Here is a 25,731-nt window from a genome sequence, read left to right as displayed (position 1 = left end):
GGACGCGGGTGAAAGACAGCAGTATCCGGTCAGCATTCCGGTCGTACATTGTTTCTTTCGACAACGGATTTCGCATGATTCCGTTCATCTCCGGCGTGGCGGACGCTTTGAATCAGGGTTTGCGATTTTCTGGACGGTGCCGTTTGAATCGAATCGCACAGCCCCGGGCCCCGGCTTTGGGTTTTCTGACAGGAACGCCGGCGAGTACCGCCGAGACGGCGTCATTGACATAATTCACTTTCACTTTGGTTTCCGTGGTGGAATCGTCCAGAGCCCCCTTGTAGACCAGATGCCGGTCCTGATCAAACACAAAACACTCCGGGGTGTAAACTGCTCCCACGGATCGAGCAAAGGACTGGTCACCGTCTTTGACGTACACAAATCGAAATTGTTTCTGTTTCGCACGCTTCGTCATTTCCGGCAGAGACTCATTCCGACCGGTGTTGCTGTTCACAACCAGGAGCCTGACCTTTCCATCTGAATCGACGCATTGACTGTGCAACGCATTCAGTCGGTCCTCATAGTCAACGGAATAGGGACATTTGTTGCAGGTAAATACGACAATAAGCACTTTTGCGTCTGCTTGACTCTTCGAACTCCATTCCATTCCGTCGATGCCGATGAGCCCTGATACTTCGGGCAGTTGGTTCCCAATTGTAAATTCGCTGGCGTAAACACACGAGGAAACGTTCCACAGAAGTGTGATCAGGCCGGATATCAGAAGAAGCGGACCTCGATGCGGCGGGTGAATCAGAGAGGAATATTTCGGAGCCACTTCATACATATCCTCGACCTGTCGGGGTGACAGATTGCACGGTACCGGCTCGGAAGCAACTCGTTCTGCCGTTTGGGACTCATTCCTGGAATGGAATGGCTTCATTTTGGATTTAAGAGACAACTCCGGTACCTCCGCCAAGCATGGCTGCAGAATTCAGATTGGTGCGGTTTGTTAGTTTGCCGCGAAATTTCCGGTACAGGCGGGGTCTGCGTCCGGATACAACAGACTGGCAATGCAAGAACGTCCGTCAACAGTGTCAGATGGCTGCATCGCAAGTGACACCGATGATTTGAGTGTATAGACTTATTCCTTTGGCATAATTGTTAAGATCGATTCGTTCAAAGGCAAACCAAAGCGTGATTTCCCCGGCTGACCCGACTGCTGTTTCATCCGCAGATGATGCCACTGGCCATCTGCTGGTGCGTTACGGAGCAATTCCTCAGGCAGCGCTGTACACCGTTGATACTGCTGAGATCGAGCACATCAAACGGGGTACGGCGGTAGTGATCATGACGGATCGCGGTCAGGAACTGGGTGAAGTACTCGATATCATTCCGGCAGCTCTGTCGAAAAGTCACCAGCCGGCGGGTCCGATCGAGCGAACAGCAACTTCCGATGACCATAATCTGTATCTCAAACGCCGGCAGCAGGCTGCCGGTTCGTTCCAGGTCTGGCACCGGCGAATCCAGGAGTGGAATCTTGAACTGGAATTGATGGAAATTGAACGGACTCTCGACGACGAAAAACAAATTCTCTACGTACTCAACGAAAGAGGTGCCGAAACCACTCGTCTGGCCCTGCTTGCGGCAGCCGCCGGGTTCGGTATCGTGAGTGTTCAGCCAGTCGACGCTGACGGACCTGTTGATGGTATGGCTGGCGGATGCGGAACGGCATGTGGTTGCGGGTAATTTCTGTTGAGGCATGCCGATGCAGTATTTTTTGCGTTTTTCAGCGGGATAGAAAATGACCACCGGCTCGACGACCAAAATTGACTCAGTCATCGAACGTCTTGACAGTTCAGCGGACACAGACCAGGTGTTCGAGGCACTGGAAGACGTGCTGATGCATGAAAAGGATTTTCATCGACTGTTTGATGCCAAATTGATTCGGACACGTCATCAGCTTGGTCTCCCACTTTCGGAGCCGACTTCGCTCGACAACATTCCATCGGAACATCAGTCTTCATTTCGGGATGCTTATATCGATGCGGCACGCACCGTCGGGCAGCTGTTACTTGAAAATGATCAGCTCACAGATGCCTGGACGTATTTTCGAACGATTGGTGAGCCAGATCCGGTTCGTGAAGTAATCGACAGGGTGAGCATTCCGCAGGATCCGGATGAATCGTTTGACGAGGTGATGAATGTGGCGCTTTATGAAGGCGCTCATATGGTCAAAGGACTGGAGTTTCTGCTTAAGACACATGGTACCTGCAATTCGGTGACAACGCTTAGCCAGCTTCAGCAGCAAATGACGTTTGAAGAACGACGGCAGTCGGCAGCCCTGCTGGTCCGGCAGATTTATTCAGATTTGCAGCACTCGCTCAGATCGGATCTGGAGTCACGGGATCCGGCCGTCGACGGATCGGCATCGATTCGGGAATTGATGACCGGTCAGGAGGTGCTGTTTGCAGAGGGGAACTATCACATTGATGTGTCCCACCTGCATTCAATCGTCGGTTTTGCCAGATCACTGACACCGGATGACCCGGAACTGGAACTGGCGATCGAACTGAGCGAGTACGGAAACCAGTTGTCGGAGTCACTGCAGTATCCAGGCAACCCCCCGTTCGATCGCTATTACGAAGCGCATCTGCACTTTCTGAATGCACTGGCGGGGCGCAATGCTGAGGATGCGCTGGAATGGTTTATCGGACGCATGGATGCCGAAGCGGAGGATGGCGGTAAAAGACTGGTGGCTTTTGTGATTTTGGATCTTGGCCAGCGAACCGATCAGGATGCTGTTGCACTGGTGCGAACGGCACCAGTGCTGGCAAACGTTCAGGATCCAGGTGGATTTTCTTTTACGTCTTTGTGCGTAGAGCAGGGGCGTCTTGATTTACTGGAAGAAACGGCCAGGTCCAGAGATGATGTGATTGCATGGGCCACTGCCCGCTTCACAGCGCTCAACAGCAGCTCCTGAACGCTTGAACACGTCGTTAATCGGAATGCTATGGCTGATTTTGCCGTAATTCTTCCGGCTGCAGGAAACAGCAGTCGCTTTCGTGGCTTTGATCACAAAAAACCGTTTGTCAGTCTGGATGGATTGCCTGTATGGAAACGGACGGTGCAGGCTTTCGCCCGACGGCAGGATGTCAAACAGATTCTGTTGATACTCCCGGGGTCAGATCTGGCCGGATTCACTCGTCAGTTTGGTGACGGTCTGTCTGGTGTTGAACTGATAAGCGGCGGGGTCTCGCGATCGGAGAGTGTGCTCAACGGTCTCCAGGCCGTGCGCGAGTCATGTGAATTTGTTGCGGTCCATGATGTGGCCCGACCGCTTATCAGGTCCGCCGTTATTGATGCGGTTTTCGCTGCGACCGTCAAAACAGGTGCTGCGATTCCCGGTGTCCCGGTGACCAGCACAGTCAAACGCGTCAGTGAAGCCAGTTGTGTTGAATCCACAGTCGATCGATCGAACCTGGTGCTGGCTCAGACGCCCCAGGGGTTTTCACGGGGGCTGCTACTGGAAGCATTTCGTCAGGTCGGTGAAAAGCTACAGGAATTTACGGACGAATCTTCGATCGTAGAATCACTTGGACACCCGGTCACGGTGACCGACGGAGCCTGGGATAACATCAAAATCACCACCGCGGCGGATTTTCAGCTGGCACAGAGAATTCTGGCGGGGCGTGCGTCATCATCCTGAGTCTAAAAATTACACTGTCACTACATAACGCACCCTGGATTGCAAACACGTTTGTGGTCCGTGAAGATAATCATCAGGAATCGCTTTCTGTACAGGCCGTCCGGCTGATGTAGTCGGTAACTGCATCGGCTGTCAGAAAGTATCGAAACACGGTGTCGATCGACAAAGGACGGATTACCAATGATCAGCGATACGGAGAATCCTGCGGTTTTGCCTGCGGTCGGCGCGCGCCCCTTTGCACATCTGCACTGCCATACCCATTACAGTCTGCTGGACGGGGTTAATCGCATTCCGATGCTCGTGGATCGTGTCAAAGAAATGGGGATGAATGCGGTTGCCATCACAGACCATGGAAACCTGTACGGGGCCATTGAATTTCACCGGTCATGCAGAAGTCGTGACGTAAATCCGATTATCGGCTACGAGGCTTATGTGGCGCCGGGGCGACGGACGGATCGCAGCGCGACACGCCAAAAAGAAGCACAGTCGCATCTAACGCTTCTGGCAATGAATCGCATCGGATTTGACAATCTGATTCAAATGGCTTCAGCGGCCTATCTGGAAGGGTTTCACTACAAACCGCGAATTGACCGGGAGTTGCTGAAGGAACACAGCGAAGGCATCATTTGTCTGTCCGGCTGTGTTTCCAGTGAACTCTCCAAACTCCTTCTGGCCGAACGAACCAATGAGGCACGTCAGTTAGCTGAGTGGTACTCACAAGTGTTTGGAGATCGCTTTTTTATGGAGATTCAGGACGCTGGGTTTGAAATTCAGAGGCAGTGTCTGGAGCTTACTGTCGATCTGGCTACCGAAATGGGGTTGCCACTTGTTGCCACCAACGATGCGCATTACCTCACTCGCGACGATGCCAAAGTGCAGGACGTGATGCTTTGTGTAAATACACGCCGCACTCGTAATGATCCTGGCCGAATGAAGATGAGCAATGACGGGCTCTATGTGTGCAGTCCGAACGAGATGTACAGTGCATTTCCGGGACTTGAAGATGCTGTCGCACGATCACAGGAAATTGCCGACCGGGTCGACATTCAGCTTCATGACCGAAAACTGTATCCGGTTTTTCATCCGCCTGAAAATAAAACAGATACGCAGTATTTGAAAGATCTCTGCAACGCGCGGATGTATGAACGGTACGGAGACAAACTGACACAGGAGCACTGGGATCGACTGGAATATGAACTGTCGATTATCGAATCCAAAGGATATGCCAGCTATTTTCTAATCGTCTGGGATTTCGTTGAATTTGCCCGGCGCAATGGAATTCCCTGCGGAGCCCGTGGTTCGGCGTGCGGAGCGATCGTGGCATTTCTGCTTCGGCTGGGAGATGTCTGCCCGCTTAAATATGACCTGCTGTTTGAACGCTTTCTGGATCCCAGCCGTAATGAGCCACCGGACATTGATATTGATTTCTGTCGTGACCGTCGTCAGATGGTTATCGACTACACCAAAGAAAAATACGGTGAAATGAATGTCGCCCAAATCGGAACGCATGGCACATTGAAGGCCAGAAATGCAATTCGTGATGTGGGCCGGGCGCTGGATGTTCCGCTTCCCCGCGTTAACGATCTGGCTCAAATGGTTCCGGATGAGCTGAACATCAAACTTGCCGATGCACTTAACAAAAGTGTCGATTTGCAGACCGCCTACGACTCAGATCCGGTCGCACGTGAATTGCTGGATTACGCCATGGCGGTGGAGGGCCTTGCGCGGAGCACCGGAACACATGCAGCCGGCGTCGTAGTCTCAGATGTGGCACTCAACGAAGTTGTCCCGCTGCAGAAGATCACCGGTAAACAGGACATCATTACTCAGTGGGACGGACCAACGATTGAAGACATTGGCCTGTTGAAAATGGATTTTCTGGGGCTGCGAAATCTCACCATCCTTGATCGAGCCGTTCATAATGTGCAGCGAACACATCCTGAATTCAGTCTTGATGACGTCAAAAACAATCTGACAGATCCGGAAACGTTTGCGCTGTTGCAGCGCGGTCAAACCAGAGGGGTTTTTCAGCTGGAATCGGGTGGTATGCGGGACTTGTTGACCAAGATGAAGCCCGACTGTTTCGAAGATATCATTGCGACGTCGGCTCTTTACCGTCCGGGACCTCTGGAAGGGGGAATGATCCTGGAATATGTCGAAGTCAAGCATGGACGCAAAGAACCTCGCAAGGTTCATCCGGTAGTCGATGACATCCTGCAGGAGACCTATGGTGTGATGGTCTACCAGGAACAGGTGATGCGAATTCTGAATCGTGTCGGTAACGTGGATCTGGCCAGCGCTTATAAATGCATCAAGGCAATCAGCAAGAAAAAACAGTCGATCATTGACAGCTTCCATGATGACTATCTCAGGGGAGCAAAAACCAATGATATTCCGGTGGCACTTGCTGACGAACTGTGGAATCTGATCGTCGCGTTTGCCGGCTACGGATTCAACAAGTCTCACTCCACCGCATACGGATTGATTGCCTATGAAACGGCGTACCTCAAGGCTCACTATCCGGTTGAGTTTATGGCGGCGCTGCTGAGCTGCGGGATGGAAAGCACCGAACGAATCAGCGAGCACGTCGAAGAATCCCGCCGTCAGAAACTGGAAGTCCTGCCACCGAACGTAAACCGCTCTGAAGTTGAATTCGGTATCGACAGCGGCAGGATCACGTTTGGGATGGGAGCCATCAAGGGCATTGGTGAAGGTGCGCTGCATACGATTGTACACGAAAGAAATGAGAACGGTCCTTTCAAACACATCTTTGATTTGACAGAACGCCTTGATTCAAAATCACTGACGAAAAGTGCTCTGGAAGCCCTGATCAGGGCTGGTGCGTTAGACGATCTTCCTGGAAGTCGGGCTCAGCAGATGGAGGTTGTAGAAAGGGCAATTCAGGCCGGGATATCACGGCAGAGGGACCGGGCGAGCGGGCAGATGAGTCTGTTCGGCGGCGATGATGATGTGGCCGATGAAGAAGAGGTGACAGTCAGTTTTCCCGACGTTCCTGACTGGACGCATTCACAGAAACTGACGATGGAGAAAGAAACACTGGGTTTCTATTTGACATCTCATCCACTGAGCCGTCACAGCAGAAGAATAGCGACGTATTCACGGACAACAACACAGGACCTGGCAGATGTGGACGATGGTGAATCTGTGACAGTGACCGGACTGGTGAGTTCCGTCCGAATTGCCACGTCAAAGAAAACAAATTCCAATGGTCAAAACCGCTATGCTAATTTCGATCTGGAAGATCCATCCGGAATTATTCGCTGCATTGCCTGGCCGACTGATTATTCGAGATTTGAGGGGCTGATCAAATCCGAAAATATCGTTGTCATCCAGGGGAGGGTCGACCGTCGCGGACGTGAGCCAAATTTGATCGTGAACAGAATGTTCTCTTTGGATGAAGCCGATCGTGAATTCACATCACAGGTGGCCATCAAATTTGAACAGGGGCTGCATACGCGCGACGATATTGAGTCGGTCCATCGAGTCCTCCGGAAACATCCTGGGTCTACCGGAGTGGTCCTGGTTGTCGACTCGAAGAACCCTGCCGGTGACAGTGACCAGGATGAAAACAGGAGCTCTCAACGACTGAGGTACATTCTCACCACCGGCACCGGGTGTGAGGTCAGCGTGAGTGCCGACTTCCGACGGGAACTTATCGAATCGATTGGTGAACAGTTCTTTGAATTCAAAACCGCCCGGCTGTGACGCCACTAACGGCAGTTTCAATGGATACTTGCTTTGGCAGGATCAGGGGACCTCGACCGGGTCAGAGACTGTGTTATGTGAAATCCGACGGATTTCCGAACAGGCCGCGTCCACCCTTGGATTCACTCGTTCCGCCTCGAAGGTTTGGATTGGGTTTGCGCTCGTTTTGGGGCTTCCTCTCTTCCCGAGGGGGAGATTGTTCCGGCCGACTTTCCAGAGCCTTAAGCGAAAGCGAGATTCGTTTTCGTTTCAGATCCACTTCAATCACCTGAAATTCGCAGGACTGTCCCGTACTGAGCACTTCATTAACACTGGCCACACGCCGCCAGGCAAGTTCGCTGATGTGGACAAGGCCCTCAATGCCAGGTTCCAGTTCCACAAACGCTCCGAAGTCAGCAATCCGTGTCACTTTGCCGGGAACAACTCGCTCGGGAGCATATCGTTCAACTGCAGACAACCACGGGTTTTGTATGAGTTGTTTCATTCCCAGACTGATCCGCTGTCGCTCGGCGTCCAGTTTCAGGATTCGGACCTGAATCGTTTGCCCTTCGCTCACCACGGTGTTTGGATGATTGATTCGGGACCAGGCCATTTCACCAATGTGAAGGAATCCGTCCATTGGTCCAAGATCGACGAATACACCGTAGTCCTTAATGGTTTTTACGGTTCCCTCGTGGTCCTGTCCCACTTCAAGTGATGTCCAGAAGTCGCCCTGCTGACTGGCTCGCTCTGCCTGAAGGAGGATTCGACGACTGACCACCAGATTGCGTTTCTTCTTGTTGACCTCCATGATCTGAGCCGTGAGTTTTTGACCCACATAAACCTCCAGATCAGCGATATAGCCCAAGTCGACCTGGCTGGCGGGCATGAATCCCCTCAGACTGCTGACCGTGACCTGCAAACCACCTTTATTCGTGCCGGTGATCATGCAGTCAACCACCTGTCCGGCTGCCAGTGCATCCCAGTTTCCACCTGGTTTGTGACGGCCTTCAGGAATTCTTGACCTGAACAGTCCGTCTTCATCAACAGACTCAATGATGACCGTCAGTTCATCACCGACTGATGGTTGCTTGTTTTCCGGGAACTGTCGAAGAGGAACAACAACTCCACTGCGAACACCGGCTTCCACGAAAACGTTGTCACCGTGAATCTGATGGACAGTGCCTTTCAATTGGGATCCCGGACCGAGTTCATCCTCTGAGGGTGCCGACTGTCCCTCGTCTGTTTCTGTTTCACTGCCGATAACGGGGGCTGTTTCCACAGGAGCTGACGTGTCGGACGTCATGGCTTCCGCTATTTGTGATTCCAGGGCAGCATCCAGTTCACTGTCCTTTGGTATTTCAACGGTCCGGCCGCCACGGGCCTGGTCCTGACCAGCTGCGGCCTCGGAACTTTCCACAGACCGATCGTCAGCCTGTGACGTCAACTGATTGCGAATTCGTGTGGCAGCTTCTGACCTGGGGGGGGGACTTACCTTGGCCGTTGCCAACACCTGGTCGGCAGGGGGGGCTGGCGAGGTTGGGTCGGAATCGGAGGACTCGGATGGCGAAGTGTTTGTAATTTCAGCAGCGGGAGACACTGCAGACGGAGCTTGAGTGTGGGACTGCGCCGCAGGAACCTTTGCGATCACTGAATCTGTCTGGTCCTGATCATCATCGGAGGGAACAGCTTTCTGTACTGTTGGCTGAGCTGCAGACTCGGTCCCCCGGGGCAGGGACTGGTCTTGATTTTCCGGTGATGTTGCGGCGCTGGTGACAGGTTCGTCCGGTGTCGGATCTGCAGCATGCTGATCTTCCGTAGTCATTCTAAATTTCCTTACAGCGTCCCACCGGATGCGGAGACGTCATCCAATTTTAACCTGTTCTCAGGTCTTCCGATTTTCAGATTCGAGATGCCATATTGCTGTCGTTGAATCCACCGTTCCCAAGACCTCGCGCATCAGCCACCAAACATTCGGATACGCATGATCCTTACAGTGCAACAAACGCAGTCAGCATATCGGAAGGGATACTAATTGGCTACCGGTCCGATAGATTCTTCGAATTCAACGGGACTGCAGTCACGACACATCGGAACCCCACCGCGTCACTTGCGGCACTGATAGGGATGGACTTTTTACTGTTAGCGGCCAAACGAGGTGCCGGGTCTCGCCACGATCCACCCATCACCCACGTCGTACCTGGCGCGGAGTCTGCTGTACCGTCGGCATTGACAAATTCCCACAGGTAACCATGAACGTCATACAAACCGTAGGTGTTTGGTAACAGCACTCCGACCGCCGGGTCATTTCCAGCCGCATTGCCTGTGTGCCAGGCGTATCTGTCCAGCTGTTTCGGCGAATCATCCAGTCGGCCGAAACAGAATGGCTCAACGGAGCCTGCCCGACAGCAGTACTCCCATTCGGCGGCCGTGGGCAGCCGGACTTCAGCTGTCGGTCCAATCAGTTCTTTTTGTCGGAGCATCGAGGTTAGAAGATCACAGAATCGACCAGCATCCTTTTTGGAAACCGACTCAACTGAGTTTCTGGGGCCCTTCCAGCGGCTCGGATTTTTGCCCATTACAACCTGATAGAGTTCCTGAGTTGTTTCATAACACGCAATTTGAATTTCGTACGATAGGCGTAATTCACGCGACTTCAGTGCGACCGTTTCAGGAAACCCGTTTTTGCCGGGAGTAACCGACACCAGTTCATCTACAAACCGTGCCAGGGTGTCACTGTGATCGATGGATGGTGTACGTGTATCCCGGGGGGGGGGCTGTGCGCAGATGGCTTTGATCCCGACTCCTGGGGCGAAACAAAAGATGGTGAACAGCAATGCCGCTGAGCAAATTGGAGGAAAGCTCATTTCGCACCCTCTCGGAATATGTGTCACATGCCGCTCACGAACAGCTTTGCAGGGACGCGATGCAGAAACGCTCTTTGTCTTAAAGCTTACACATGCTGCACAGCCGGAGCGGAAACGATATAACTATAACTGTCATTATGAAACGGAAACAGGCCCGAAGAAGCAAGCGTTCTTCGGGCCTGAAAGGTAATCTGTTGATGAATAAAACTCAGGCGGCGTCCTGGAGTTGTTCATCGTCCTGCAGTTCAGTTGCGTCAGTGTCCTGTACTTCGTGATCAGCGTCTTCGTAGACCAGATAGTAAATATTGCTGGACGCTTCTTCAAGGTAGTGCTTGATGTTGTCGCTGTCGACGCCTTCAATCAGGTTGTCCAGAACGTCAACAACACGATCGACTTCGTCGCTGTTGATTTCTTCGAACTCCTGATCGTCCAGCTGGCCTGTTGTTTCTTCTGACATGGAATCCTCCGTGTTCCGTCCTGAGAGTTGGGAGACAGGCCGCATGTGCTTTTGCTGTTAATGCACAGCGTCGGCCCGACCTGCACATTATCGGTCCGCCGAACAGCCTGTCTTGCGAAGATTGAGCTGTCAGTCACGGCAGGAATCGCAACGCTCGAGCCAAACCGGCAGTATAGGCCCGTTTCACAACCACACAGCCATTCCCTCTGTCAGGATAAGCAGAGCAGGCAAATGGTGACGATTGACCTGCTGTGTTGTTATGCCTTCAGACGCAGACAGCAACAGCCTGCAACAATTCCTGTTCTGCTGCTGCTACGGATATCGTTGATCGTTTCCTTCATGTTGTCGGTCCAGATGTCTACGAAGTTGCTGACATGTTTTGCTCTTGCCGCTGCCGGAAAATTTTGAACAGAGATCAAATCAATCCGATGAAGAAGTGTTTCGCGGTGGCAGACGCAAACGACGTGATATTGTCTGTTGGTATCGCCGCCTGAGCATTTGCGCTGACGTTGGACACGGCTTCCCGGAACGATCTTTCAGGGGCGTTGGAGACGCGGAAAACGTTTTCTGTCGGTTAGTCCGGAAAACTCACCCGACCAGGGTATAGCAGATACAAACAACGCTAGTGATACAATGTCATACGGGACAGGGAACCGCCGATACCGGTTGTTGCTGGTCTGGGGCGTGTCGCTGAATCGCTGTTTTCATTCACTGGTGCTGTAAAACGGTCCAGGCGGGGCCGAAACATGACCAGCATGAGCAACGGTAGATACCACAATACATACGTTCCTATGTCTTCCGGATACCACAACTGTGCAGCCACAACGAGTGCTGTTGAATTGGCCAGCAGATTTTCAAGGTTCCTTCGACGAGGAATGACGGTCATTGCTGTCAGCATCACAAAGAAGGCAGCCGCAAGTGTAATCCGAAGAAAGATCTGTCCCACCCCCATGCTGCTGACCGGCAACTGATCCGTAAACAGACGGAACGCAGTCCAGTTGGCTGTATGAACGAGCCGGGCAATGAATGAATCTGTGCTCGAGGAGGTCATTGCAACAGCAAGCAGAGCCAGTGCACCCACCGCTCCGAGTGAAATGCCGAACTTCAGGCTGCCTCGACGACCATAGAACACTGCCCACAACGGCAGTAGAAAGACTGCAAAGAACAATGTTCCACAGGCCAGACCCAGCAGCACACCGGCAATAGCCGGGCGACGATAACAGGCCACGGCCCAGATTAAACATGCCGCCGGAAGGACATGGCTTAGTTCGTGGACATTGAATGCCGTGCATGGAAGCAGCAGATAGAGGCAACTCATCGAAACGCCCAGCTGCAGACTGTTGAAGTGCCTGGTTCCAATGTTCACGAACCCTGCAATGATGATTGTGTGTGCCAGGACAACCAGGACGCAGGCTATCGTCTGCTCCATGGATGTAGATTCCGAATCAACACTTACAGATGCACGGTCAATTCCAGCCGACAGTTCGGCAACGGCAGACGCTACCGCGGCGGTCAACGTTTCTGTTGGTGCCGGCTGTACGTCTTCGGCCGGGGTTCCCTTCTCGCCGATCGCCTGGCGGTTCAACAGTGCTTTTCCGGACTCCACAGCGGCGACATTACCTCCAGGAGGTTCGGCCATGAATACACTTGTCATCAGCAGTGCGAAGGCCGGTACGCACAGGAAAGTCAGTCCGGCCTGATTCAGGTTTTGACTAAGACGCGGTCGTCGAGTCAGACTCTCGTCGAAGATTAACCGTACAATCAGGAGGATTGAGAGCGATAGCAATACGATGGAGGACCACTCATAAGAGGTCTCATCCACACGCTCGCTCGCAGGAACAGCAGTTGATTCAGATGAACTCCAGCTGCTGGCCAGTACCAGTGCAGTGGAAAGTGAGAGAATCAGTCCGATGTCCAGATTACGTACACTGAACACCCGTGGAAAACGGAAGAAGACAGTAAGCACCAGCAACGAAGCGTAAATAAGCCAAGCCGGGTGCGCTACGTCCATTTGGAAGAATGGAAAATCCATCACCATTTCTCAGTCAATGCGACAACAAGCCTCTGGCATCACTCGTAGTGCCGAAAGCTGACGATTGACGAGTTGTCCCCTGGTAAACGTCCGTTTTTACCTGCTTAGTAAATGACCCGGACTGTATTGGAGAATCACGGTTGCCAAAGATCAAGTGAAACTTGGAAAATACACAAAATATGTGAACCTGGTGGGCCATTGTGTATCTAACACACTGTCAGCAGCTTTGAGCAAGTGTTCAGACCATTGTTCTGGTCGTGAACGGTCAAACGGCTTCTTCGGTGGGAGTTTCCCGAAGGCAATTGTCTGATGTCGACCGGTTTACTTTCGCTTGATTATGACTGAGGCGATGGAACTACATGCATGTGCTTAGGGAAGTGTGTTGCGGTGACTTACGAAGGTGGTTGTGTCGGGAGTCAGCAAACACATGATTCCTTCGATTGACTTCGGCTTGAGATGGTGCGTGCGAGGACGGCAGGAGGGAACACGTGCATGCCGTCTTGGTGGCCTTCTGTTTCACACTGCTGACTGACCGTGACACGATCAACATCAGGGATGCACCTGCCTGTCAGGCAGTGAACCATTTCGAAAATTTGGCCCTCGCGTCACGGAAGCCGGACACTTGGGTTGATTGTCTCCTTTTTCGATCCGTGTGACTGATTAATTCCGGACCTGCAGATATCAAATCCTTGTGTGTCTCAGCGACCGCGATACTGGATTTCTCAACCGTCGTCAGCTTCTCATTTTGAAATGACTCTAAATTGTTGTCATCAAATGATTTTTAAATAAGTCGCGGATTTCCACCTCTCAAAGAAGACAACTGTCTGTACGGGAAAGGTCTGTTGCCGTAGTGGGGTTTCCGATAACGGAAAAATCGATCAGGCACACAATCAAATCTCACGGAGATTCAATGCGTTGGCAACAGAATACAGAGCAGGTTGATTTCGGGGTATTTCCGGAGTCGCATACCGTGTATAGATTGTATTCCTCTGATGTTTGTCTCGGACGCTTATTGTGTTTTCGGGTTTGAGGCCTTTGGGCAGAGTTTTGCACGAGACCAGCGTTTTTTGCCGATGATAACGCTGACACACGTACCGGCCTGCATCAGCAGTTTTCTGAATTTCAAATATAGGGAATGAATAAAACGTAGCAGGCGAATAAAAAGAAGAATGTCACCACTGGTGAAGGAGTGGGCCGTCGCGATTTCTGCCGGACGCACTGAGACGTGGGTTGCCCTGGAGACCTTTGCTTGCTCCGCCAGTAACAGAATTCGGACCTTTCAAAACGGCATTCTGAGGTGACGACTGCAAACGAAAACAGAACTTTGATTTCAATCAGGGCTTTTGGGAAAGGTGGTGAGATGGATCAATCATCAACGAATGCACACGTGGGCGCTCAAGGCTCCGATGAATCTTATGAAGTTCGGCGAACCCCCCCACGGAACGGCGACAGCTTTGTCGGAGGCCTGGATATTCTTACGATCCATCGAATGATCGAGGAACAGAATGCAGGGAGCTCCAGGCAGGAATCTGTCGATCCCGGATGATACAGAATGAATGGCGTGAAATGACCCTGTGAGGGTCCACGACAAGCCCGGCCCGACGGCGGCCGGGCTTTTTTTATGCCGCCGGTTCACCATGAGAACCAATGGTTACCCAGGCCATGTTGGTAAAGGGCCGGGGCATAGGCGATTTTTTCGCGCCAATCAGGGAAATGAGCTACATTCCTGAGAACCTTCTGAACCAGGCTGCAAGAGTCGGCATTGGGCGGATATCCTCTGAAGTTCAGCAGTTTGCTCGACAGGGTCGCTTTCGATGGAGATTTACCTTGTCCGCGGACATTCTGCTGCAATTCTCCGGATTTGCTGTTATTTGCCGCGACGTTTGTGGCTGTGATCCGAACCTGTTCATTCCATACACTCAGAATTCAGATTTTGTTGCCGGCTTTAACCACAGCGGAAACTGGCTGATACGGACCCGCGATGGATATCCGACGTCTTCTTCTTTTTCTCGTCGTGTCATTTGGGTTTGTTCTCATATGGCAGAATCTCGTTGTGGACAAGCTGCGCCAACCGGTGCCTCAGAAGGTGGTGGAGATTGAACCTGGTGACGACGAGAATACTCGGGAAGTCGACACCCAGGCAGCAGAATCGGCAGATAACCAAAACCCGGTTGTCGCCGCGGAAATCGCGGAAGCGGAAGAAGCAGACGACCTGAACGGGACACGGACGAACGGTCCCGTCCTTCATGAACGGCGTCAGATTGTTTTGGGTTCACTTGAGCCACGGGGCGCCTATGCGATTGAGGCCGTTTTTTCCACTGAGGGTGGGTCGGTCACCTCCGTGCGACTGGCGGATCCGAAAATGAAGGATTTGACAAATCGTAGTGAACAGGTGCAGGTCGTTGGGAACGGCGCGGCCGGTGGAAATACATTCAGCACCTCGCTGGATGTGATTGATCGGCAGCTGGACGAGTGGGGAATGCGACTCGAAACCGTCGACTGGAAAGTTGCGGATCAACAGGCTGATTCTGTAGTTTTTGCCTACGTCGCGCCGGATCGGTCGGTGGAGATCAGAAAAACGTACCGCATACAGCCTCTTCCGACTGATCTTTTTGTTAACACTGATCAGCTGCGGACGGACCCGGCGGCTTACACGATCCGGTGTGAACTGGCGATCCGAAATCTTTCCAGAACTTCCCAGGAGGTTCAGTACGAGATTCTTGGACCCTGTGGAGTGATTCTGGAAAACGAAGAGCATACGCGCAAGTATCGGGACATTAAACTGGAGTTCATTGACAATGGCAGCTCTGCTCAGCTGTCAGCGGCAGATGTTCAGTCCATATGGGAAGAACAGCGGCTCAGGTATCCACAGCGCACTCGTCATCAAATCAGCGAGATGGTTCGAGAGGGGGAACATAAGTGGATCGAACCGGTGAGATATGCGGGTGTGGATGTGCAGTTCTTCGCCGCATTGATTGCTTTGATGGATGACCGCCCGCCGGCAGAGCAGGCGTCCGATCAGTGGATAGACCGAATCTGGCCCGTGCTGTTGCAGGAATCAAAAACGGCAACGCTGGCTGATATTACGTTCAGGATGGCGTCCAGACCGCGGACTCTGAAGCCAAACTCTTTGGTGACTCATGAATTTGCTGTTTTCGTGGGGCCCAAGCAGGGGACACTGCTGGATCCTGCGCCGTTCCGGGCGGAAAAAGTTCTGGATTACGGAACTTATTTCGGGTTCATTGCTCGCGGAATGCATTCCGTTCTCAGCTTCCTTTACGGGATTCATCTGCCGTACTGGCTGGCCATTATTTCACTGACGGTCATGGTTCGATGCTGCCTGTTCCCGCTTTCGCGTAAGCAGGCTTTAAGTGCAGCTCGCATGAAAGAACTTCAGCCGAAAATCAATGAACTGAAGCTGAAGTACGGAGAAGATAAAGAGAAGATGGCCAAGGCGCAGATGGAACTGTGGCGCAAACACAACATCAACCCACTGGGAGGTTGTCTGCCACTGTTCTTTCAGCTGCCGGTTTTCATCGGACTGTATACCTGTTTGAACACAGCGGTCGATCTGCGGTTGTCATCTTTTCTCTGGATCGACAACCTGGCTGCTCCCGATGCTCTGTTCCGGATGCCGTTTTCACTGCCGTTACTGGGCAGAGATTTCAATGTGTTGCCCTGCATCAATGTGGTGCTGTTCCTTGTTCAGCAGAAACTGTTCATGCCGCCGCCAACCGACGAACAACAGGAACTGCAGCACAAGATGATGAATGTGATGACGATCTTTTTTGCTGTGATGTTTTGGCATGTCCCGGCAGGTCTTTGCATCTATTTTGTGGCTTCCAGCTTGTGGAGCATCGGTGAACGGAAATTGCTCGGAAGTGATGTACTGGCAAAAAAAGATGTTGCGGCGGAAGTAACCGAAGGAAACAATTCCGGCAAGTCGAGCGGCAGGTCCGAGAGGAAACGTCAACCCGTTTCTGCTGACGCTGATACCGATCGGCCTCAGGGATTTTTGGAACGTCTAATGGCAGCGGCCGAGCAGGCTAAGAATCAGGCGGAGCAGAAGCGACCGACCGGTAACGGGAAGAAAACCGGAAAACGCGGTAAACGGGATCGCCGACGTTAAGTGGAGGACTCGCGTTCCGGATTTGCGACTATTACCCCAAGTAAAGTTTATTTGTATCACTGATCAGTCCGGTGTGTCACAGATGAGCTATTGTGAATACAGGCGGTTCAGGACCTGGGGACTGCTGCGACTACGAAAAACCAGCAGGGAGCTGACGGTGTCCGAATCCACTGGCCGGTGTGTTGATCTGGTTTGTGCTCATCTGCATCCTTACATGTTTTGTCGGATCGATCAGCGCCTGTATAGAACCTGTCACCACGGATGCAGTCACCGGCGGCACACCTCGTTCATGGAATAAATGTTTATCTGACATGCCATTCGATCTTGTGGATGCCATTGCTGCGGTTGCGTCTCCGCCAGGTCCGTCGATCCGGGGGATCGTACGCATCAGCGGCCCGGAGGCCGTCATGATTGTCAGTCGACTGCTCAATTCAGATGTGCCGCAGACGGGGGCCCCTGTCCGAATTCGTGGATGTGTGCTGTCGAAACGTCTCGGTTCGCCGTTGCCGGTGAGTGTCCTGGTGTGGCCTACAGCTCGCAGCTATACCGGACAGCCCATGGCTGAATTTCACGTGATTGGATCTCCGGCTATTCTGGAACTACTGCTGGCGGCAGTGATTGATGAGGGGGCACGTCTGGCTGAACGCGGTGAGTTCACGATGAGGGCGTTCTTGAACGGACGCATTGATTTACTCCAGGCGGAAGCCGTATCAGGTGTCATTGATGCGGCCGATCATGATGAACTGCGGTCAGCGCTCACACAGCTCGGAGGAGGTCTCACTCAGGAGTTGCAGCAGATTCGGTCGAGCCTCATCGCGATTCTGGGTGATCTGGAAGCAGGCCTTGACTTTGTTGAAGAGGATATTGAATTCATTTCGTCCGAAACGTTGATTCGGCGAATGACTGACATTCGTGTTGCGCTGCAGGACCTGCTTGTCGATTCAGTGAACCGGCTTCCCTCCGGGTATCGTCCGCGTGTTGTACTTGCCGGATTACCAAACGCCGGGAAAAGTACACTGTTCAATCGTCTGGCAGATGCTGATTTGGCCATTGCTTCGGAGATCGCCGGTACGACACGTGATTATCTGTGTTGTCCGGTCAGCTTCGCCGGAATTTCGATTGATTTGATCGATACGGCCGGCTGGACGAATTCGAAAGACCCCATACAAATGACAGCGGTGGAACGTCGGCAGCAACAGCTGGATGCAGCGGATCTCGTGATCTGGTGCAGGGCGGGCGACCTCAACGAAGAGGATCAGTTAAAAGATGCCGAACTTCGTGACAGTGTGTTATCACGGTCGAGGCGGCTGATAGAGATCACGACGTGTATTGATCGTTCCGGTACGTCAGACAATTCAGACGAGGGGATTTGTGTGAGCGCGCTGTCGGGAGCCGGCCTTTCAGAGCTGCGTCATCAGCTGGTTCAGTGTTTGACTGAGGAAACGACGTCACGGGGCGAATTGCGGGCAACCATCAGTTCCCGCTGCCGAGACAGTATTGAACGGGTACTGTTGAGCATCGATTCAGCTGTGGAATCGGTAAAAGAAGATTTGGGAGAGGAACTGACCGCAATTGGTCTGAGAGAATCGCTTCAGGAATTTCGCGGAATACTCGGTGAAACATGGACTGATGATATCCTGGATCACATCTTCAGCAGTTTTTGCATTGGCAAATGACTTCACAGGCTGCCGACAGGGAACTGTTCTGTCGGACAGCAAACCCGTACGCTGCACAGGTAGATGTTGATGTCGCATCTTGTGAATTATGTGTGTTGCTTGAAGTCGGTTCAGATGCGGCAGGGCATCAACCATCCACCGGCAGCGTTCGGTGCCGCGGCAGGCATGCCTGCATGACACTGTGGTCTTCGGGGGCCAGCTTGTATCACGCGTGTTACCGGACTACAAAACTGACGCTGACCGATTACAGGAAATGTGACGCGGGGAGTTCCGGTGGTGGCTGATATTGACGTCTACAAAGAGTGGCTTGGAATCCCGGAAGGAGAACGTCCGCCGGATCATTACACACTCCTGCGTCTGGTGATGTTTGAAGATGACACTGAAAAAGTGAATCGCAACTATCGGAAGCTGAACAACCATGTGCGTAAATTTGCCACGGGACAGTACCTGAAGCCATCACAGCTGTTGCTCACAGAACTGGCAAAAGCCATGCTGTGTCTCACGGATGCCGACGCAAAACGCGAATATGATGCGTCGCTCGGGCGCGAAGCCGAAGAGCCGGTGCCGGATGAGGAAACGACGACGATACTGGGGTGTCTGGTCAGCAGAGGAGTCATCAAAAGAAGTCAGATTGAGGAAGTTGAGCACTTTGCAGAGGCGCGTGGTCTGTCAGTTCGTGATTCCGTAGTCCAGATGAAACTTGCTGATCATGTTCAAGCCACTCAGGCACTGGCGGCTGAGTTGCGAATGCAGTTTGTTGATCTGGAGGACATGCTTCCGGAAGACAATGTGCTTGACGGTTTGCCGCGAAATGTCGTCAAACGGCACACCTGTCTGCCGCTGTTTGAAGATGGGGGACGCCTGCTTGTTGCCTGCGCTGATGAGCCTGCTCCGGAACTCGAAGATGAAGTTCGCATGAGATTCGGAATACCAATGCAGGGAGTCATGGCTGTACCGCGACAGATCAATCAGGCCATTGCCAAGCACTATGCTTCAGGGATTCGTACTGAAGCAGATCCTGTTGGTGGAGCCGGGAGAGACTCTGAGACTGGCGCGAATCAAAACAAGTCCGAAAAGACAACGAATAAAAAATCAACGGTCAGGGAACGAACGACACCACTGACCGACGATGAGAAAGCCCATCGCCGAAACATCAGCCTGATCGCCCTTTGCTGGTCAGTAATCGTGCCTCTGTGTGTTATGAATACCCTGACAGAGATAGGCGGACTCATACAGACCTGCGTTACGGCTGCTGTTGCTGCCCTGGTGGCCGGTATTCTCCGTGTGTCCTGGTGGAAGTAGACCGGACACTTTGGTGATGGTCTGTGATGTTTGATTCCGTCAGGTCATGGTGTACATGATTCGAGATCAGTATCGGTCAGGCAATGAGACGCGGACGTTTCGCACAGATGCACGCTAAATCAGAGGGTCTGGAGCTGAACATCCGCAGGAATCGTGCATAATGAACGTTTTGCGACCGTTCGGACCTGTGCGCGGCCGGTCACCCTTTCAGCCAGTTTTACTCAGGATTGCTGTCTCATGACCGTTTCATTCAGCCGTTTCGCGGAGACTTTGACCGTTGAAACTGCTTTTTCCGTTTTGGCGGTGGTGCGTCAGTTGCAGTCGGCCGGAAAAGACGTGGTCGAACTGGAAATTGGTGACAGTCCGTTTTCAACGACTGCCGCAGCAACTGCTGCGGGACTTGCGGCGATTTCTGATCAACAGACCCATTATTGTCCGTCGCCGGGGCTACAGGAGTTTCGGGCGGCGGCGGCAGATTTTGTTCGGGAAGAGTTTAGTATTCCGGCAAACGCGGAAAATGTGGCGGTTGGTCCGGGAGCGAAAGTCTTTGAACAGTTCTTTTGCGAGGCTTTTCTTAATCCCGGTGACGGTGTGCTTGTGTTCAATCCTGCTTTTCCCACGTACCGGCCAAATATCGAGCGACGTGGGGCCCGCATGATAACCCGACCGCTTCGTCAGTCTGACAGTTTCCGTCCACGGATGAGTGATATCGAAGAGTTCCTGAATAATGACGAAGCTCCGCGAGCCATCTTTCTGAATTCCCCCAACAATCCGACAGGAGGTGTAACGACGCGTCAGGACCTGCAGGATCTTGCTGACCTCATTCGAGGGCGTGACGTGGCCGTGTTCAGCGACGAACCCTATTGTCACATGATCTGGGATGGTCAACATCATTCGCTGGCCGCATTGCCAGGAATGCTTGACCAGTGTGTTGCAACGTACACATTCAGTAAATCGTGGAGTATGAGCGGCTGGCGACTGGGGTTTTGTGTATCGTCGGCGGCGATTACCGACAAAATCGGGCGGATGATCAATACTTCATTGTCATGCATTCCTCCATTTGTCCAGAGGGCCGGGATTGCTGCGATGACAAAGGACACGGAGGAACGTGATGCCTCAATGCAAAAATTCGGTAAAAAAGTACAGCTTCTTACTGATGGCCTGAACGAACTGGACGGGTTTCACACGCTGCCGCCAACCGCTACATTTTACGTGTTTCCGAATATTGCACCTGTGTGCAACCGGCTGGGCATTACAAGTCACGGACTGGCGATGTATTTACTGGAAGGTGCTGACGATTCATTTGGAATTGCCTGTCTGGGCGGCGAATGTTTCGGTGAAGCGGGGGAGGGTTTTCTGCGTCTAAGCTGTGCAGAACCGGACGACCGGCTTCGTCAGGCGATTGACTTTATTCCGAAGGCGCTGTCTCGCCAGGACCGTATTGACGTGTGGCTTGAGACTCACCCCGAATTTCGTCTGAAACAGCATTACGACGAACCGTAGAGACCGGTTGGATTATCACATGGCGTCTATCGCCAATGTGTTGAGTCTTTCGGAGTCCTGGAATCTCAGGGCCGTCCAGAGAAATGATCCGGGTTCCAGTTTTACTTGTCGGACCGAAGGTTCCGAATATTTCGGCGTGCGCTGCGCGAGCCCCGCTGTCACGGCAGAATCAGCCGAAAATAATTTGCTTTCTGTGTCAGACCCGATCGATGAAGTTATAACGGCGCTGACCGGAAATTGATGAGACGTTTCCAGAGCAGAGCCAGGTGACCTCAACGGAAGAGAAGTACCGGTAAAACGGCGGACGGATCCGCGCCACAGCATGTGTGACTTTCCAGCGGAGAGTGCGTTGATGGTGCGACGAACGGGAACAATTGTCTGGTCAGCAGGTATGCTGGCTGTTGGACTGGCAGTCGGCGGACATATCGATTCACTGAAAGTGACACAGTCAGTCCAGGCGATTTCGTCCACCAGGACAGCTGTGATGTCGGGCGCTGATGTACTGATGCTGACCAGCGATCATATCGCACAGGTTTCAGAAGCCGTGATGCCGTCCACCGTGCATATTCAGGCCGTTCGCAGTGAATCGGACGGACGCAGGGTCGAGGAGACCGGTTCCGGCGTGGTGATGAGAAGTTCGCGGGTCAACGGTTATTTTGTCATTACAAACAACCATGTCATTCGTGGTGCTCACCTCGATGATATCAAGCTGCGACTGCCGGACGGTCGTGAAACCATTCCTGTTCGCGTGTACCGCGATGCTGCAACCGATGTTGCTGTGATGCAGCTGAAAGAGACCGGTCTGAGAACCGCATTGTGGGGAAACAGTCGGGATCTGAAAATAGGGCATCAGGTGATTGCCGTCGGTAGCCCGTTCGGACTGAGCCGTTCCGTTACCATGGGTATTGTGAGTGCGACCGGACGCCGCGCTTTATCACTGACAGAAGACGATTCGGTGACAAATCAGGATTTCGTCCAGACTGATGCCGCGATCAATCCGGGCAACAGCGGAGGACCGCTCATCGACATGAATGGAGAGGTTGTCGGGATCAATACGGCAATTGCTTCCAATAGTGGAGGTAACGAAGGCATCGGGTTTAGTATTCCCAGTCACCTTGCCCGACACGTCTTCGAACATCTGGTCAGATGGGGCAGAGTTCGACGGGGATATCTGGGAGTCGAGCTGGATTCCTCATTTGACCAGGCAACAGCCAAGCGTCTGGGACTGTCGCTTGCAGTGGGCGCCCATGTTACCCGGGTCTATCGTCAGCGACCGACTCCCGCTTCGCAGGCCGGGATTCGGCCAGGAGACGTCATTGTGGCGTTTGATGACGTACGCGTTGAGGATGAGAATCATCTGATCAACCTGGTGGGGCTGGCAAGCATTGATCAATCACTTTCCATGGAGGTGGTTCGGGGAGGCCGATCTATGGTTGTTAATGTGACACTCTCTGATCGCGACAGTTATCGATCTGTATCCGACGCTCCGGGAACATTCATGACTCGCTGAATCCTGATCGCCCTGTGCGATCAGTCCGGGATCATCCCGTAAGTACATCAGACGCTGCACTGTTCAGCAGATTGATGTAGAACATGGCGATTTTAAAAATGAAGTAGATGATCATCATCGCGACCACACCCCACACAGCTCTTGCTGCCAGCATTGTCAGCCACTGCAGAGCACGGTGAGCCTCGTCGTCAAAATGGTGGCTCATGCGTTTCATCGATTCCGGAACCGTTCCGCTTTGCTCAGCCGTGTCGACGAAATGCAGGAATTCTTCAGGGAACAGATTCGGAGACCGAAGTGCATCTCCGAGTGTTTCACCGGAATGAATTTCATTCCAGATATGCGGAATGGCTGCAATGAACGCTCCGTTGGCAGTAGCGTTCAGGCTGCTGGTCAGGGACGGTCGAATTGACATTCCGGCTCCCTGTGTCAGTGAAAAACACCAGGCAAAACGGGCAATAGCGAATTTCCTTTGGCATGAGCCCACAGCCGGAACATGCAGCAGAAACGTATCTAGGAACTGACGTCCGTTCATACTCCGGGACAGCACTTTCCAGAAAATCCAAAGTCCGAACAGAGAACCTAAGGTTCCCCCCAGCCATGTGATTGCTCCGGTTGTTCCCTGCAGGCCGAGTCCCAGCAGGTCCACCGGTGTGTTTCCGGCCGGTGTGCCAATCAATCCGAGAATATAGATGAGCAGTGCAATGACGATGATTGCTGCGAACAGTTGAATCCCCGGCCAGGCAATGGCTGATCGAAACTCCCGAAAGCGTCGTACTCTGGCTTCATAATAGTCTCCCAGAGCATTCATGACTTCGGGCAGGGCTCCTGTCTGCTCTCCCACATTCAATAGATCCAGAAACAGTGGTGGGTAGTTGAGAGAGAATTTTCTGAATGATGTCGTCAGGTCATGTCCCGCCTTTACCCGGTCCTGCACCCGCTGCACACTCTTGATCAGACGTCGGTCGGATGATGTCTTAACAGCGGTGGGGAGTGCCTTGCGAATGTCGACGCCTGCTTCAAGCATACGAGACATCGCATGGCAAAACGGATAGAGCGCTTTCGAGGGTATCATTGGATTTTGAATCATGTTCCACCCCAACGATCTGCAGGCTGCGGTCGAAACAGTGCCTGACGCACGTTGTAAATCAGAATGAACCGGGTCTGATGACCGGTGAACTCCACGGAATTGTGCGAGGAAATCATCCGAAATCTTAATCCGGCATTAAAAAGAAAAATTCACGAATCTGATTCGGGCAAAAACTGCGGAATACCTGTTTCGGGAAATCAACGGGGGCACGTTACAAGTTTGTGAGGATATCGCATAACATTCATCAAACAAAATGCAGAGTCGGACTGTGGCTCACCTGCTCAGTTGCTTTTAAGGAAACTGTAATGTCAGACGTACGTGAAGGGGCGGTTACGCTCAAGGGAAACTCTGTGAGCCTCGTTGGTGCGGCTCTGAATCCCGGGGAATCAGCGCCCGATTATTTGCTTCAAAACACCGGTCTTCAGGACGTGACACTCGGCGACAGTGCCGGCAAAACACGAATTATTGCCACGATTCCTTCACTGGATACGCCGGTCTGTCATGATGAAACAAAGAAGTTCAATGAACAGGCCGGGAATCTGGAAGGAGTTGAAATTTTTGTGGTCAGTATGGACCTGCCGTTCGGACAGAAAAGGTGGTGTGGAGCCGAAAATGTTGAATCAGTTCACACACTCAGTGCTCACCGCTGTACCCGTTTCGGTGAAGACTACGGCATTCTCATCAAAGGGGGACCGCTGGATCGCTGTTTAGCGCGGGCCATCTTTGTGGTTGGACCGGACGGATTGTTGAAGCACGTCGAATACGTTGGTGAAATTGCCGAACACCCCAACTATGACGCTGCACTTGCTGCTGCGACGGCGTGACTCAGACTCGTTTAAACATCCGGGACATTCCGACTGCGCTGACTTTGTGCGCTGCTACTGAACGAGGCCTTTAGTCAGCTGCAGGAATGCTGTTTCCAGGTTCACTTCTTCCTCCCGGAAAAGAGTGAGAGCGAGCCCCTGCGAAATGATGGCAGATGGAATGTCGCTGTAGTCTTCGACACCGCTGTTCAGAGTGACTTCCAGCATTTGATCTTCATTGATGCTTACAGTGTCAACAGAATCACACTGTTCCACACAGCGGGCGGCATCTTCCGGACGGTCCCTCACGCGAATGTTCAGTATGATTCTTGCTCGAGCTTTTCGCATCACTTCCGCAACGTTTCCATCGACAATCAGATTCCCTTTTTCGATCATGCCTACCCGAGTGCACACATCCGCCAGTTCCGGCAGAATGTGGCTGGAAACGATCACTGTTTTTTTCATCTCCCCGAGACGCTTAAGCAGGTTTCGAATCTCAATACGGGCTCTGGGATCGAGTCCGCTGGCAGGTTCATCCAGCAGCAGAACCTGAGGCTCGTGCAGTAGTGTTCGTGCAAGGCCAATGCGCTGTGTCTGTCCGCGGGACAACTCATTCACCATTGCATCACGTTTGAATGCCATGTCGACGAGTTCCAGTTTCTCTTCACAGATCCCACGACGGGCCGAAGAATCAATACGGTAAGAGGCTGCAAAGAACTCAAGATATTCGATAACAGTCATGTCGTCGTAAACACCGAAAAAATCCGGCATGAACCCTACCAGCCGTCGGATTTTCTCCTGTGAGGTGTAAATCGACTCGCCGCAGATATACGCTTCACCATGATCGGGATTCAGCAGCGTGGCAATCATTCTCATGGTTGTGGTTTTGCCGGAACCATTTGGTCCAATGAAGCCAAAGACATCTCCCTGTCCGAGTGTCATATTGATGTTGTTGACAGCGATAAGGTTTCCGTATCGCTTCGTCAGGTTACGTGTTTCAATCACGGGGACGTC

General features: G+C 52.5%; 18 protein-coding genes. 11 read left to right on the top strand and 7 right to left on the bottom strand.

Annotation, left to right across the window (positions count from 1 at the left end; genetic code table 11):
• Positions 1 to 112 precede the first annotated feature (112 nt).
• Positions 113 to 880 (bottom strand): redoxin family protein, encoded by a 768-nt coding sequence (locus MK110_16925; protein ID MCH2212989.1) that lies wholly within the window; start codon positions 878 to 880, stop codon positions 113 to 115.
• A gap of 254 nt (positions 881 to 1,134) precedes the next feature.
• Between MK110_16925 and MK110_16920 the strand changes: the two genes are divergently transcribed.
• From MK110_16920 to dnaE, 4 genes are all read left to right on the top strand, one after another.
• Positions 1,135 to 1,686, top strand: a complete 552-nt coding sequence (locus MK110_16920; GenBank protein MCH2212988.1) for a hypothetical protein — start codon at positions 1,135 to 1,137, stop codon at positions 1,684 to 1,686.
• Positions 1,687 to 1,741: 55 nt separating this feature from the next.
• Positions 1,742 to 2,920: a hypothetical protein gene (locus tag MK110_16915; protein ID MCH2212987.1), complete on the top strand. Its 1,179-nt coding sequence runs from the start codon at positions 1,742 to 1,744 to the stop codon at positions 2,918 to 2,920.
• Positions 2,921 to 2,950: 30 nt separating this feature from the next.
• Complete coding sequence (gene ispD / locus MK110_16910) at positions 2,951 to 3,646, top strand: 2-C-methyl-D-erythritol 4-phosphate cytidylyltransferase (protein MCH2212986.1); 696 nt, start codon at positions 2,951 to 2,953, stop codon at positions 3,644 to 3,646.
• Between the two features lie 180 nt (positions 3,647 to 3,826).
• The gene (gene dnaE / locus MK110_16905; GenBank protein MCH2212985.1) at positions 3,827 to 7,372 is read left to right on the top strand and encodes a DNA polymerase III subunit alpha; all 3,546 of its coding nucleotides are present in this window, start codon (positions 3,827 to 3,829) and stop codon (positions 7,370 to 7,372) included.
• Between the two features lie 73 nt (positions 7,373 to 7,445).
• On the opposite strand, the gene MK110_16900 is transcribed toward dnaE, so the two are convergent.
• From MK110_16900 to MK110_16885, 4 genes are all read right to left on the bottom strand, one after another.
• Positions 7,446 to 9,176: a S1 RNA-binding domain-containing protein gene (locus tag MK110_16900; protein ID MCH2212984.1), complete on the bottom strand. Its 1,731-nt coding sequence runs from the start codon at positions 9,174 to 9,176 to the stop codon at positions 7,446 to 7,448.
• 214 nt (positions 9,177 to 9,390) lie between these two features.
• Positions 9,391 to 10,218, bottom strand: coding sequence for an SUMF1/EgtB/PvdO family nonheme iron enzyme (locus MK110_16895; GenBank protein MCH2212983.1), 828 nt, complete (start codon positions 10,216 to 10,218; stop codon positions 9,391 to 9,393).
• 208 nt (positions 10,219 to 10,426) lie between these two features.
• The gene (locus tag MK110_16890) at positions 10,427 to 10,675 is read right to left on the bottom strand and encodes a hypothetical protein (GenBank protein MCH2212982.1); all 249 of its coding nucleotides are present in this window, start codon (positions 10,673 to 10,675) and stop codon (positions 10,427 to 10,429) included.
• A gap of 622 nt (positions 10,676 to 11,297) precedes the next feature.
• On the bottom strand, positions 11,298 to 12,707 hold the full coding sequence (locus tag MK110_16885) for a hypothetical protein (GenBank protein MCH2212981.1): 1,410 nt from the start codon (positions 12,705 to 12,707) through the stop codon (positions 11,298 to 11,300).
• A gap of 1,360 nt (positions 12,708 to 14,067) precedes the next feature.
• Between MK110_16885 and MK110_16880 the strand changes: the two genes are divergently transcribed.
• From MK110_16880 to MK110_16855, 6 genes are all read left to right on the top strand, one after another.
• Entirely contained in the window at positions 14,068 to 14,253 is a 186-nt protein-coding gene (locus tag MK110_16880; protein ID MCH2212980.1) for a hypothetical protein, read from the top strand.
• A 435-nt stretch (positions 14,254 to 14,688) separates the two neighbouring features.
• Positions 14,689 to 16,836, top strand: a complete 2,148-nt coding sequence (gene yidC, locus MK110_16875; GenBank protein ID MCH2212979.1) for a membrane protein insertase YidC — start codon at positions 14,689 to 14,691, stop codon at positions 16,834 to 16,836.
• A 311-nt stretch (positions 16,837 to 17,147) separates the two neighbouring features.
• Positions 17,148 to 18,512 carry a tRNA modification GTPase gene (locus MK110_16870; GenBank protein MCH2212978.1) on the top strand — a complete coding sequence of 455 codons (1,365 nt, stop codon included), beginning with the start codon at positions 17,148 to 17,150 and terminating at the stop codon, positions 18,510 to 18,512.
• A 276-nt stretch (positions 18,513 to 18,788) separates the two neighbouring features.
• Positions 18,789 to 19,814, top strand: coding sequence for a general secretion pathway protein GspE (locus tag MK110_16865; GenBank protein MCH2212977.1), 1,026 nt, complete (start codon positions 18,789 to 18,791; stop codon positions 19,812 to 19,814).
• 237 nt (positions 19,815 to 20,051) lie between these two features.
• Positions 20,052 to 21,317: a pyridoxal phosphate-dependent aminotransferase gene (locus tag MK110_16860; protein MCH2212976.1), complete on the top strand. Its 1,266-nt coding sequence runs from the start codon at positions 20,052 to 20,054 to the stop codon at positions 21,315 to 21,317.
• Positions 21,318 to 21,669: 352 nt separating this feature from the next.
• A complete protein-coding gene (locus MK110_16855; GenBank protein MCH2212975.1) occupies positions 21,670 to 22,827 on the top strand; it encodes a trypsin-like peptidase domain-containing protein in 1,158 nt (385 codons plus the stop codon).
• 31 nt (positions 22,828 to 22,858) lie between these two features.
• On the opposite strand, the gene MK110_16850 is transcribed toward MK110_16855, so the two are convergent.
• Positions 22,859 to 23,899, bottom strand: a complete 1,041-nt coding sequence (locus tag MK110_16850) for a type II secretion system F family protein (protein MCH2212974.1) — start codon at positions 23,897 to 23,899, stop codon at positions 22,859 to 22,861.
• Between the two features lie 320 nt (positions 23,900 to 24,219).
• On the opposite strand from MK110_16850, the gene tpx reads away from it, so the two are divergent.
• Complete coding sequence (gene tpx / locus MK110_16845; GenBank protein ID MCH2212973.1) at positions 24,220 to 24,738, top strand: thiol peroxidase; 519 nt, start codon at positions 24,220 to 24,222, stop codon at positions 24,736 to 24,738.
• A gap of 54 nt (positions 24,739 to 24,792) precedes the next feature.
• On the opposite strand, the gene MK110_16840 is transcribed toward tpx, so the two are convergent.
• On the bottom strand, positions 24,793 to 25,722 hold the full coding sequence (locus MK110_16840; protein MCH2212972.1) for an ABC transporter ATP-binding protein: 930 nt from the start codon (positions 25,720 to 25,722) through the stop codon (positions 24,793 to 24,795).
• Between the last annotated feature and the right edge of the window lie 9 nt (positions 25,723 to 25,731).

This window comes from Fuerstiella sp., assembly GCA_022447225.1.
Classification (GTDB): Bacteria; Planctomycetota; Planctomycetia; order Planctomycetales; family Planctomycetaceae; genus S139-18.
This window is presented reverse-complemented; position numbering and strand designations above follow the sequence as displayed.

Coding starts and splice junctions, on each gene's coding strand:
- MK110_16925 (MCH2212989.1), bottom strand. CDS start 880: ATGAAGCCATTCCATTCCAGGAATGAGTCCCAAACGGCAGAACGAGTT.
- MK110_16915 (MCH2212987.1), top strand. CDS start 1,742: ATGACCACCGGCTCGACGACCAAAATTGACTCAGTCATCGAACGTCTT.
- ispD (MCH2212986.1), top strand. CDS start 2,951: ATGGCTGATTTTGCCGTAATTCTTCCGGCTGCAGGAAACAGCAGTCGC.
- dnaE (MCH2212985.1), top strand. CDS start 3,827: ATGATCAGCGATACGGAGAATCCTGCGGTTTTGCCTGCGGTCGGCGCG.
- MK110_16900 (MCH2212984.1), bottom strand. CDS start 9,176: ATGACTACGGAAGATCAGCATGCTGCAGATCCGACACCGGACGAACCT.
- MK110_16895 (MCH2212983.1), bottom strand. CDS start 10,218: ATGAGCTTTCCTCCAATTTGCTCAGCGGCATTGCTGTTCACCATCTTT.
- MK110_16890 (MCH2212982.1), bottom strand. CDS start 10,675: ATGTCAGAAGAAACAACAGGCCAGCTGGACGATCAGGAGTTCGAAGAA.
- MK110_16885 (MCH2212981.1), bottom strand. CDS start 12,707: ATGGATTTTCCATTCTTCCAAATGGACGTAGCGCACCCGGCTTGGCTT.
- MK110_16880 (MCH2212980.1), top strand. CDS start 14,068: ATGGATCAATCATCAACGAATGCACACGTGGGCGCTCAAGGCTCCGAT.
- yidC (MCH2212979.1), top strand. CDS start 14,689: ATGGATATCCGACGTCTTCTTCTTTTTCTCGTCGTGTCATTTGGGTTT.
- MK110_16870 (MCH2212978.1), top strand. CDS start 17,148: ATGCCATTCGATCTTGTGGATGCCATTGCTGCGGTTGCGTCTCCGCCA.
- MK110_16860 (MCH2212976.1), top strand. CDS start 20,052: ATGACCGTTTCATTCAGCCGTTTCGCGGAGACTTTGACCGTTGAAACT.
- MK110_16855 (MCH2212975.1), top strand. CDS start 21,670: ATGGTGCGACGAACGGGAACAATTGTCTGGTCAGCAGGTATGCTGGCT.
- MK110_16850 (MCH2212974.1), bottom strand. CDS start 23,899: ATGATACCCTCGAAAGCGCTCTATCCGTTTTGCCATGCGATGTCTCGT.
- tpx (MCH2212973.1), top strand. CDS start 24,220: ATGTCAGACGTACGTGAAGGGGCGGTTACGCTCAAGGGAAACTCTGTG.